Below are 11,353 nucleotides of genomic sequence, written 5' to 3'. Positions count from 1 at the left end.
CGCCGTCCGCGCGGCGTGCTCAGGCGTTCGCCGCCTCGCCGACGACGGCGTAAACGCCCTGCAGATTCACCATTCGGCTCAGTTCCGCCTGGTCGATCGTGACGTGCAGATTCCGCTCCAGCGCCGCGAGAATTTCGATCGCGAGCAGTGAGTCCGCACCGTGGTCCTCTTTGAAGAGACTGGTCTCGGTAACCTCGTCGGCGTCGATTTCCAGAATCTCGCAGACGATCTCCTTGACCTGCTCGCGGTCGATGTCGGTGCTGGTCGGGGTCGTGCTGGTCATGTCGCCTCCAGAAACGGCTCGGAAGAGTTAATGTCTCGATGGCTAGCTCTGGCTGGTGGCGCCGTGCGCCTCATCGCCCGATACCGTTTGCCGCCTCCGCCGTCTGGCGGCACCATCGGATCGCGGTACTGTCCCGAGTGTGTGAGCCGCGACTATATTTCTCCTATATGGCGACGGGCGGTCCGCCATATAGGGACCGATCGCCGGGGCACCCCGCGCCGGAAGGTCGGTAACTCGCGGGCGGTCACCGCCCGGGCCTGCCTATCCTTGGCGACGACATGCAGACGCCACCGCCCGCCCCTGCCGTACCCGCCGCCGACCTCCCCGCGCTCCGACGCCGGCTGCCGGAGTTGATGTTCCGCGACCAGCGCCGGCTCCAGCGCCGGGTGGACGGGCTGGCCAAGATCCGTGATCTCGGGCGGCGGCAGGCGGCGACCGCCGAGATCGCCGCTGAGATCGACACGGCGGAGCAGCGACTCGCCCACCGCCGGGCCGCCGTACCGGTGATCACCTATCCGGCCGGGCTGCCGGTCAGCGACCGTAGGGACGACCTGCTCGCCGCGATCCGGGACCACCAGGTGGTGATCGTGGCCGGTGAGACCGGCTCCGGCAAGACCACCCAGCTGCCGAAGATCTGTCTGGAGCTGGGTCGGGGCGTCCGGGGGCTGATCGGGCACACCCAGCCGCGCCGGCTGGCCGCACGTACCGTGGCGGACCGGATCGCCGACGAACTCGGCACCGAACTGGGCGGGGTGGTGGGCTACAAGGTCCGCTTCACCGACCAGGTCGGGGACGGCACGCTGGTCAAGCTGATGACCGACGGCATCCTGCTCGCCGAACTCCAGCAGGACCGGATGCTGCGGCAGTACGACACGCTGATCATCGACGAGGCGCACGAGCGCAGCCTCAACATCGACTTCATCCTCGGTTACCTCCGGCAGCTGCTGCCCCGCCGGCCCGACCTCAAGGTGATCATCACCTCGGCGACCATCGACCCGGAACGGTTCGCCCGGCACTTCGCCTCCGGCGACCAGCCGGCGCCGGTGCTGGAGGTCTCCGGCCGGACCTATCCAGTCCAGACCCGGTACCGGCCGCTGGTCGAGCTGGCCGACGGCGAGGACCCGGACGACGACGGGGAGACCGTACGGGACCAGATCCAGGCGATCGGCGACGCGGTGCAGGAGCTGGCCGCCGAGGGCCCCGGGGACATCCTGGTCTTCCTCAGCGGAGAACGGGAGATCCGGGACACCGCCGACGCGCTCGGCAAACTGGTGCAGAATCGCCCGGCCCTGCGGGACACCGAGATCCTGCCGCTGTACGCCCGGCTCTCCACCGCCGAACAGCACCGGGTCTTCCAGCCGCACCGGGGCCGCCGGGTCGTGCTGGCCACCAACGTCGCCGAGACCTCGCTCACGGTGCCCGGCGTCAAGTACGTGGTCGATCCCGGCACGGCCAGGATCTCGCGCTACAGCCACCGGCTCAAGGTGCAGCGGCTGCCGATCGAACCGGTCTCCCAGGCATCGGCGAACCAGCGCAAGGGGCGCTGCGGGCGTACCTCGGACGGGATCTGCATCCGGCTCTACGACGAGCCGGACTTCCTGTCCCGGTCGGAGTTCACCGATCCGGAGATCCTGCGCACCAACCTCGCCTCGGTCATCCTCCAGATGACCGCGATCGGGCTCGGCGACATCGCCGCCTTCCCGTTCATCGACCCGCCGGACAAGCGCAACATCGCCGACGGGGTCAACCTGCTGCGCGAGCTGGGCGCGCTGGAGGAGACCGGCGAGCAGACCGGGCATCGCCTCACCCCGCTGGGCCGCCGGCTGGCGCAGCTCCCGGTCGACCCCCGGCTGGCTCGGATGGTGCTGGAGGGCGAGCGCAACGGCTGTGCCACCGAGGTGTCGGTGATCGCCGCCGCCCTCTCCATCCAGGATCCCCGGGAGCGGCCCGCCGACCGGCAGGCCCAGGCCGACCAGGCGCACGCCCGGTTCACCGACAAGGAGTCGGATTTCGCCGCCCTGCTCAACCTCTGGCGATACCTCCAGGAGCAGCAGCGGGCGCTGTCCTCCAGCGGATTCCGCCGGATGTGCAAGGCCGAGTACCTCAACTACCTGCGGGTCCGGGAGTGGCAGGACATCCACGCTCAGCTCCGCCAGGTGCTCCGGAGCACCGGCGAACGCCCGGCCGACGGCCGTGCGGGTCGGGGTCGGCGCGGCGGCGGGCCGGCGGCCGACGGGACCGCCCGCGCCGGCCGACCCGATCCGGGTACCCCGACCGAGGTGGCCGACGGCGCGACCGCGGAGAGCATCGACACGGACCGGATCCACCAGTCGCTGCTCGCCGGGCTGCTCTCGCACGTCGGGCTGAAGGAAACGCAGAAGAACGAGTACCTCGGGGCTCGCGGGGCGAAGTTCGCCCTCTTCCCGGGCTCGGCGCTGTTCCGCAAGCCGCCGCGTTGGGTGATGGCCGCCGAACTGGTCGAGACGTCCCGGCTCTGGGGCCGGGTCGCCGCCCGGATCGAGCCGGACTGGGTGGAGGCGCTCGCCCAACATCTGGTCAAGCGAAGCTACAGCGAGCCGCACTGGGAGAAGAAGCAGGCCGCGGTGATGGCCTTCGAGAAGGTCACCCTCTACGGCATCCCGCTGGTCAGCGGCCGGAAGGTCAACTTCGGCCGGATCGACCCGACGCTGAGCCGGGAACTGTTCATCCGGCACGCACTGGTGGAGGGCGACTGGCAGACCCACCACCGGTTCTTCGCCGACAACCGGGCCCTGCTCGACGAGGTCGAGGAGTTGGAGCACCGGGCCCGCCGCCGGGACATCCTGGTCGACGACGAGACGCTGTACGCCTTCTACGACCAGCGGATCCCCGCCGAGGTGGTCTCCGGCCGGCACTTCGACGCCTGGTGGAAGAAGACCCGCCGGGACCGGCCCGACCTGCTCACCTTCGACCGGCAGATGCTTGTCAACGAGGGACGGGGCGGCGTCGACGCGGCCGACTATCCCGACGAGTGGCACTCGGAGGGGGTGGCGCTGCCGCTGACGTACCGGTTCGAGCCGGGGGCGGAGACCGACGGGGTGACGGTGGACATCCCGCTGCCGATGCTCAACCAGGTCGACCCGGAGAGCTTCGACTGGCAGGTGCCGGGGCTGCGCGAGGAGCTGGTGGTGGCGCTGATCCGGTCGCTGCCGAAGGCCGTACGCCGCAACTTCGTCCCGGTGCCCGACTATGCCCGGGCGGCGCTGGCCTCGATCACCCCCGGTCGGGAGCCGCTGCTGGACGCGCTGACCCACCAACTGCGCCGGATGACCGGGGTGACCGTGCCCCGGGACGCCTGGGACCTCGACCGGTTGCCGGCGCACCTGCGCCCCACCTTCCGAGTGGTCGGCGAGGAGCGGCAGACCGTCGCCGAGGGCAAGGACCTGCCGGCACTGCAACGGCAGCTCACCACCCAGGTACGCCGGATGGTGGCCGCGGCCGCGCCGGACGTCGAGCGTTCCGGGCTGCGGGAGTGGAGCATCGGCACGCTGCCGCGCTCGAACGAGCAGGACCGGGCCGGCTACCCGGTGACCGCCTATCCGGCCCTGGTCGACGAGGGCGACAGCGTCGGAGTACGGGTCTTCGAGACCGCGGCCGAGCAGGGCCGGCAGATGTGGGCCGGTACCCGACGGCTGCTCCGGCTGACCCTCGGCTCGCCGCAGAAGTTCGTCTCGGGCCGGCTCTCCAACGAGGCGAAGCTGGCGCTGAGCCGCAATCCGCACCGCAACGTGCAGGACCTGCTCGACGACGCCGCCGACGCGGCGGTGGACAAGCTGCTCGCCGAGGCCGGTGGGCCGGCCTGGGACGCCGAGGGTTTCGCCGCGCTGCGGGACCGGGTCCGGGCGGAGTTGGTCGACACCACCTTCGAGGTCGTCGACCGGGTACGCCGGGTGCTCGCCGCCGCGTACGCGGTCGAGCAGCGGCTGGCCCGGACCAACAACCTGACCATGGTGGCGGCGCTGGCCGACATCCGGGCCCAGCTCTCCGGGCTGGTGCACCGGGGTTTCGTCACCGAGACCGGTTACGCCCGGCTCGCCGACCTGCCGCGCTATCTGACCGCGATCGAGCGCCGCCTCGATCGGCTGCCGCAGAACCCGCAACGGGACCGCGACCAGCAGGCCCGGATCGCCCAGGTGCAGCAGGAGTACCGGGAGATGGTCGACGCGCTGCCGCCGGCCCGCCGGGGCGACGACGCGGTACGGCAGATCCGCTGGATGATCGAGGAACTCCGGGTGAACGTCTTCGCCCAGGCCCTCGGTACGCCGTACCCGATCTCGGAGCAGCGGATCTACCGGGCGATGGACGTCGCCGAGGCCGGCTGAGTCGCGCCGGTCGCACCGCCCGGCGGGTGGCGAGTAACACAGCCATTCCGGCCCTGACCAGTTGGAATGTCGGGGCCTGGGTTGGCTAGGCTGATCACCGACCATCCAGAGCGACCGAGAGACCTGGCTCGTCGACGTCGCAGCAACCCCCCAATGCGGGTGCGGGTGCTACCGCCAGGAGCGATGGAGGTTTCGCAGTGCGCAACATCCGAGCCGGGCGGACGAGCCGGCTCAGCCGGCTCCATGTCACCTGGCACCGCTGGCGTCGACACGTCGACCTCTGCCGGACCAGCACCATGCTCTGTCGGGCCTCGGACTGATCGCGACGCCCTGCCAGCCCTCGGCCTGATCGCGACCGCCGGTCGGCGGTAATCCGACCACCCCGTCAACACCCCCTGAGCGACGCAGTCGCCGTACTGTCCGGGACCGGTTGGGCCGGTCGGGACAGTCGTCGGCCCGTCGTCGCCGGATATTTACTGGAGTTTCAGCACAATGCGTATCAATACCCTCGCCACCCGCCTCCTCTCCGGGGTAGCCGCCGTCGCGCTGCTCGGCGTGGTCGCCGCCTGCGGCGGCTCCTCCTCCGCCGACGCCGCCGACAACCCGTACGACCTGCTGCAACCCGGCACCCTGCGGGTCGGCACCCTGACCGACGCCCCGCCGAACGTCTATCTGAGGGACGGCAGGTTCACCGGCTTCGACAACGACCTGATGACCGCCGTCGCCGGCAAGCTCGGCCTCAAGGTCGAGTTCGTCGGTACCGAGTTCTCCGCGCTGCTCGCCCAGGTCAACACCCACAAGTTCGACGTCGGCTCGTCGTCGATCACCATCACCGACGCGCGGAAGAAGACCGTCGACTTCACCAACGGGTACGACTTCAGCTACTTCGGCCTCGACGTACCGGCCGGGTCGCCGATCAAGAGCTTCACCGAGCTGAAGGGCAAGCGGGTGGTCGTGGTGCAGGGCACCGTGCAGGACGACTACGCCACCAAGGAGGGTCTGGACCCCGTCCGGGTACCCGACTACAACGGCGCGCTCAACCTGCTCAAGGCGAAGACCGCCGACGCCTGGATCGCGCCCGCCGAGATCGGTGAGAAGTCCGCGCAGGAGAGTGGCGGCAAGGTCGTACTGGCCGAGAAGCAGCTCGGCTCGGAACCGACCGCGTTCGCGGTGGCCAAGGGCGCCAACGCGCTGCGCGAGGCGCTGAACTCCGCACTCGACCAGGTGATCGAGGACGGCACCTGGACCCGTCTCCAGCAGCAGTACTACCCCGGGCGGCCGGTGCCGGAGGGCTTCAAGCCGGGCAGCGGCACGGTGACGTACCCGCCGGTCAACGCCGCTGCGACGAGCCCGGCGGCCACCCCGGCGAGCTGACCGGGCCAGCACCGCAGACAGCCGTCGGCCGGCCGCCCCGCGCGGCCGGCCGACGCCTACCGGATCCGAGACAGGCGAGGCGATGGAGACCCTGGCGACGCTGTGGGAGATTTTCTTCGACTGGGAGTCGATGCGCGAGGCGCTGCCCGAGATGCTCACGGTCGGGCTGCCCAACACGCTGCTGCTGGCGCTGCTCTCCGCCATCGTGGGGACGCTGCTCGGCATGCTGCTCGCGATGGCCGGGCTGTCCCGGAGCCGGTGGCTGCGCTGGCCGGCCCGGGTCTACACCGACGTGTTCCGGGGACTCCCGGCCGCCGTCACCATCCTGCTGATCGGGGTCGGGCTGGCGCCCCTCGGGCTCGCCTGGTGGGGCCCCAACCCGTATCCGCTGGGCATCCTGGCGCTGTCGCTGATCGCGTCGGCGTACATCGGGGAGATCTTCCGGTCCGGCATCCAGAGCGTGGAGGCCAGCCAACTGGAGGCGACCCGGGCCCTGGGCCTGTCGCACAGCGCCGCCATGCGCCTGGTGATCATCCCGCAGGGCGTACGCCGGGTCCTGCCGGCCTGGGTCAACCAGCTCATCGCACTGATCAAGGACTCCAGCCTGGTCTACTTCCTCGGCCTGGTGGCCAGCCAGCGGGAACTGTTCCGGATCGGCCAGGACCACGCCGCGAACACCGGCAACGAGTCGGCGCTGCTGCTCGCCGGGCTGTTCTATCTGGCCATCACCGTGCCGCTGACCCACCTGGTCAACTGGGTCGACCGGCGGCTGCGGGACGGCCGGGCCGGCGGCCCGGAACCCGACGAGGACGATCCGGTGGCGCTGGCCGGCGAGACCGCGCTACCGGCGGGTGGGAGGGGAACCCAGCATGCCTGAGTCTGTCACTCCGACGGTGTCGGCCCGGCCGGACGGGGCAGGCCCCGGATACGAGTCGGTCAGCGTCGCGACCCGGGACGTCCATCTTGCGTTCGGCCGCAACCAGGTGCTGCGCGGCATCGACCTGCAGGTCGGCCGGGGCGAGACCGCCTGCGTGATCGGCCCGTCCGGCTCCGGGAAGTCCACCCTGCTGCGGGTCGTCAACCGGCTGCTGGAGCCGGACCGGGGCGACGTACTGCTGGACGGCGTGAGCGTGCTCGACCAGGACCCGGACGCGCTGCGCCAGCGGATCGGCATGGTCTTCCAGCAGTTCAACCTGTTTCCGCACATGACGGTGCTGCGCAACGTCACGCTCGCGCTCCGGCAGCTCAGGAAGCTCTCCCGGGACGAGGCCACCGAGCTGGCGCTGCGCCAGCTCGACCTGGTCGGGCTGCGGCACAAGGCGGACGTCCGACCCGGCCGGCTCTCCGGCGGACAGCAGCAGCGGGTGGCCATCGCCCGCGCGCTGGCGATGTCACCCCGGGTGATGCTCTTCGACGAGGCGACCTCGGCGCTCGACCCCGAACTCGTTAAGGGCGTGCTCTCGCTGATGGCGGACCTGGCCGGCCAGGGCATGACGATGCTGGTGGTCACCCACGAGATGAGCTTCGCCCGGCAGGTCGCCGACCAGGTCGTCTTCCTCGACCGGGGCCGGGTGGTCGAGGCCGGCCCGCCCGCGCAGGTCTTCGAGGACCCGCGCAGCGCTCGGCTCGGGCAGTTCCTCTCCCAGGTCCTCTGAGTTTGGCTCCGTCCCGGGTGCCGTCCGAGCTGTCCCGTCGCTCCGTCCCGGGTGCCGTCCGAGCTGTCCCGTCGCTCCGTCCGGGGTGCCGTCCGAGCTGTCCCGTCGCTGCGCACCGGGTGCCGGCGGGTCAGCCGCGCGGCTGGACCGGCAGCGCCGACAGGCCACGGAGCAGCAGGCTGGACCGCCAGCCGATCTCCTCCGGCGGCACCGCCAGGCGCATCCCGGGAAACCGGCGGGCCAGCGCGCCGAAGGCGATCTGCCCCTCCAGCCGGGCCAGCGGTGCGCCGAGGCAGTAGTGGATGCCGTGCCCGAAGGCGAGGTTGGGCGTCGGCGGGCGGTCCAGGTCCAGCCGGTCCGGCTCGGCGAACCGGTCCGGGTCCCGGTTCGCCGACAGCAGGGCCACCAGCACCGACGCGCCCTCCGGAATGGTCCGGCCGCCCAGCTCGACCGGCTCCATCGCGGTCCGGAACGAGGCGTTCTGCACCGGGCCCTCGTAGCGAAGCACCTCGTCGATGATGCCGGGCAGCAGCTCCGGCTCGGCCACCACCCGGGCCCAGTGCTTCGGCTCGGCCAACAGCAGGAGCATGCCGTTGCCGATCAGGTTGACGGTGGTCTCGTGCCCGGCGATCAGGAAGAGGTAGACCATCGAGACGAGTTCGTCGTCGGTGAGCCGGTCCCCCTGCTCGTGCACCGCGATCAGCGCGGAGAGCAGATCGTCGGCCGGCCGGGCGCGCTTGGCCGCCAGGAGCGTACGGATGTAGCCGACGATCGCGGTCAACGCGGGCGGCAGTCCGGCGGGGTTCATCGGGCCGGTGACGATCGCATCCGTCCAACGGCGGAAGTCGGCCTGGTCCTCGGCCGGCACCCCGAGCAGCTCGCAGATCACCTGGATCGGCAGCGGGAAGGCGAAGCTGTCGATCAGGTCCACCTCTTCGGCGTCGACGATGCCGTCGAGCAACTCTTCGGCCAGCTCCTCGATCCTGGGGCGCAGCGCGGCCACCCGGCGCGTGGTGAACGCACCGGAGACCAGCCGCCGCAGCCGGGTGTGGTCGGGTGGGTTCAGCGCCAGCATGTGCCGGCCCACCGCCCGGGCCACATCGTCGGGGAGCATCCCGCGGTAGGTGAACCCGCCGGCCGAGGTCGCCTTCGCCAGCCGTGGGTCGCTCAGCGCCCGCTGGGCGTCCTCGTAGCGGGTGACGACCCAGGCGGTGGCACCGGTCGGCAGGGTGATCTGCACGACCGGGCTGTCCCGGCGCAGCTCGGCGAGGACCCGGTGCAGATCGGCGGCGGTCCCGAACGGATTGGCGATGGTCGACATTCGTCTCCCCCAGACGACGAGTGGACGGCCCGGCGGCCGGAGCGGATCCGGGGTCCCTGCCATGCTGCCACCGTCCGCGCCGGACGCGGTAACCCGGCTATCCGGCGGCCGTGTGCCGGGGTGCGCCGCCGCCGCTGAGACCCCGGGCGTCCGGGCGCGTGCAGAGCGGGTACCCGTCGAGGGCGCCCGCTACGATCTTGGGCATGGCGCTGCTGCACCGGGCCACACTGCATCCCGGCAAACTCGAACTCCTGGCGGACTGGCTGCCCGGCCGGCGATGGTACCGGGGCCCGGCCCCCGCCGACGTCGTCCGGGTCGCGAGCTTCCGGCTCGACGACCCGGACGGAGCGGTCGGGATCGAGACGATGCTGGTCAGGTCCGGTGACGGGCCGGTACACCAGGTCCCACTCACCTACCGCGACGCACCCCTGCCCGGCGGCGACGAGTGGCTGATCGGCACGGCCGAGCACTCGGTGCTCGGCCGCCGCTGGGTGTACGACGCCTGCGGCGACCCGGTCTACGCCAGCGCGCTGGCCGCCGCGATCGTCACCGACGGCGGCCAGGCGGAGGAGTTCTTCGAGGTCGACGGCGTACGCGATGTCCGCGAGCCGAGCATGACCGTGACCGGCAGCGGCACCCCGGACAGCGTCCTGCCGCCGGTACGCGTGGTCCGCCGGGTGGTCGAGGACGAACCGACGACCATCGTCACGGACGCCGTGGAACTCGCCGTCGTCCGCCGCCCCGGAAGCGGAGACGGCGGGCTGAACGGTGCCATGCCGACCGCCGCCGCGCTGACCGGCACCTGGCCCGGCCAACCGACCCCGGTACCGCTCGCGTACGCCGTACTGCGCTGAGGCCGGACCGTCCACTCAGTGGCCGACGATCCGATCGGACCTGAGCGCCGTCACCCGGCGCACGGGTCGACTTCCGGCTACGTCGTGCCATCGGCGTGCGCGACACTTCCGCTGGTACGCCGGGCTGTGCTGGTCGTCCGTCCTTTGATCGTTACGGTCGAGACGATGGCCGCACGGCCGGAGTCGGAAGGGGTGGATGGTGGAGGGCCGGGATGAGCTGATCGGTGGGTTGGTGGAGGAGATGCCGCGCTACATCTCCGCCGCGGTGAGATTTCAGGTCGCGGTCGCCCATCAGCTCGACATGTCGGTTTCCGACGTGCACGGGCTGGCCGCACTGTTGGAGACCGGACCGGCCGGGGTCAGACAGCTGGCCGAGCTGATGGGCATGACCACGAGTGCGGTGACCCGCCTCGTGGACCGGCTCGAACGCGGCGGATATGTGCGGCGGGAGCCTGATCCGGCGGACCGTCGGCGGGTCGTGATCCATGTGGTTCCGGAGCGGGTCGGGCAGGTCGCGGAGTACTACGAGCGGCTGAACGTTCGCTGGCAGCGGCAGATCGGCCAGTACTCCGACGCCGAGTTGCGGTTCCTGCTCGAGTTCCTGCGGCAGGGGCGTCGGGACGCCCGGGCCGAGACCGTCAATCTGCGCGCCGGGGGCCGGCAGCATGCCACTCGGGGGCGCCGGGTCCTGCGACCACCCTCTGACGGGCCCCCGGAGAGCGGTAAGGGAGCACCCTGATCTACCCCGGATAGCTGCTGTGAGAACTTGCTGCTTGCAGCAGCGACCCGGTTGACTGGTTCGCGGACGGCAGGAGCCGTCGCTACTTGTCAATGGAGGTGGAGAGTCGTGCACGTGCGAGGCTTCCGGTTCGGTCAGTTCGTCGTCGCGTCGGTCGCGGTCATTGCCGTGGCCGGGTTGGCGGCGTGTGGCTCGGACAACGACCGAGACCGCGACAGGTCGGTGCCACCCCCAGCGAGTGCCGGTACGGGGGCGGTGACCGGAGCCGACGAGACCGAGGTTCGAGGACTGCTCGACAAGATCAACGAGGCGTGGGCGCGGGGCGACGCCACCGCGTACGCCTCGTACCACACCGCCGACGCCGATCTGATCGACTTTCGCGGCATCCATGCAGCGGGCCGGCAGGCGATCGTCGACCTGCTTCAGCCCGCGTTCGACAGCGTGCTGAAGAACAGCAAGGTCGAAGCGCGGATCGTCGACCTGCGCTTCCTCTCCGCCGATGTCGCGATCTTCCACACCAGGGGCAAGATCGTTCCCATGGGTGAGGACTCGATCCAGACCTTCGTGGCCACCAAAGGCCCCGACGGCTGGCTCATCGCGGCCTTCCAGAACACCCGGGTCCAGGCCGGCGGGTAAGGGTGTGCCGCGAATCGACGCTGGCCTGCCAGGTCGAGCGGCTCCATCACCGCCAGGTGTGCACAAGATCGCCGGTCCCGGTTCTGCTCGCTGAACCTCCACCGGAGACCTCGCCGTAGCACGACCTCCC

At 71.0% G+C, this 11,353-nt stretch carries 10 protein-coding genes and 1 riboswitch; of the genes, 8 read left to right on the top strand and 2 right to left on the bottom strand.

What is annotated here, in order from left to right:
• Positions 1-19 precede the first annotated feature (19 nt).
• The gene (locus EV371_RS14530) at positions 20-283 is read right to left on the bottom strand and encodes a phosphopantetheine-binding protein (protein WP_130462507.1); all 264 of its coding nucleotides are present in this window, start codon (positions 281-283) and stop codon (positions 20-22) included.
• A gap of 278 nt (positions 284-561) precedes the next feature.
• Here EV371_RS14530 and hrpA point away from each other — a divergent pair, with 278 nt between their 5' ends.
• From hrpA to EV371_RS14510, 5 genes are all read left to right on the top strand, one after another.
• Positions 562-4,644: an ATP-dependent RNA helicase HrpA gene (gene hrpA / locus EV371_RS14525; RefSeq protein WP_130462506.1), complete on the top strand. Its 4,083-nt coding sequence runs from the start codon at positions 562-564 to the stop codon at positions 4,642-4,644.
• A gap of 98 nt (positions 4,645-4,742) precedes the next feature.
• A riboswitch (SAM riboswitch) is annotated at positions 4,743-4,834 on the top strand.
• 7 nt (positions 4,835-4,841) lie between these two features.
• Positions 4,842-4,964, top strand: a complete 123-nt coding sequence (locus tag EV371_RS34315; RefSeq protein ID WP_349337206.1) for a hypothetical protein — start codon at positions 4,842-4,844, stop codon at positions 4,962-4,964.
• 172 nt (positions 4,965-5,136) lie between these two features.
• On the top strand, positions 5,137-6,018 hold the full coding sequence (locus tag EV371_RS14520) for an ABC transporter substrate-binding protein (RefSeq protein WP_130462505.1): 882 nt from the start codon (positions 5,137-5,139) through the stop codon (positions 6,016-6,018).
• Positions 6,019-6,100: 82 nt separating this feature from the next.
• On the top strand, positions 6,101-6,895 hold the full coding sequence (locus EV371_RS14515) for an amino acid ABC transporter permease (RefSeq protein WP_130462504.1): 795 nt from the start codon (positions 6,101-6,103) through the stop codon (positions 6,893-6,895).
• On the top strand, positions 6,888-7,673 hold the full coding sequence (locus EV371_RS14510) for an ATP-binding cassette domain-containing protein (protein WP_130462503.1): 786 nt from the start codon (positions 6,888-6,890) through the stop codon (positions 7,671-7,673). Before EV371_RS14515 ends, EV371_RS14510 begins: the two co-directional genes overlap by 8 nt.
• A gap of 130 nt (positions 7,674-7,803) precedes the next feature.
• Here the strand turns inward: EV371_RS14510 and EV371_RS14505 are convergent, their stop codons facing one another.
• Positions 7,804-8,994 carry a cytochrome P450 gene (locus EV371_RS14505; protein WP_130462502.1) on the bottom strand — a complete coding sequence of 397 codons (1,191 nt, stop codon included), beginning with the start codon at positions 8,992-8,994 and terminating at the stop codon, positions 7,804-7,806.
• A 203-nt stretch (positions 8,995-9,197) separates the two neighbouring features.
• On the opposite strand from EV371_RS14505, the gene EV371_RS14500 reads away from it, so the two are divergent.
• From EV371_RS14500 to EV371_RS14490, 3 genes are all read left to right on the top strand, one after another.
• Complete coding sequence (locus EV371_RS14500; protein ID WP_130462501.1) at positions 9,198-9,848, top strand: CG0192-related protein; 651 nt, start codon at positions 9,198-9,200, stop codon at positions 9,846-9,848.
• Between the two features lie 196 nt (positions 9,849-10,044).
• Positions 10,045-10,587 carry a MarR family transcriptional regulator gene (locus EV371_RS14495; protein WP_130462500.1) on the top strand — a complete coding sequence of 181 codons (543 nt, stop codon included), beginning with the start codon at positions 10,045-10,047 and terminating at the stop codon, positions 10,585-10,587.
• Between the two features lie 108 nt (positions 10,588-10,695).
• Positions 10,696-11,223 carry an SgcJ/EcaC family oxidoreductase gene (locus tag EV371_RS14490; RefSeq protein WP_165436693.1) on the top strand — a complete coding sequence of 176 codons (528 nt, stop codon included), beginning with the start codon at positions 10,696-10,698 and terminating at the stop codon, positions 11,221-11,223.
• The last annotated feature ends 130 nt before the right edge of the window (positions 11,224-11,353 follow it).

Source organism: Plantactinospora sp. CNZ321, from assembly GCF_004217235.1.
Note: the sequence above shows the minus strand (reverse complement) of the source record. Positions and strands in the feature narration are given on the sequence as shown.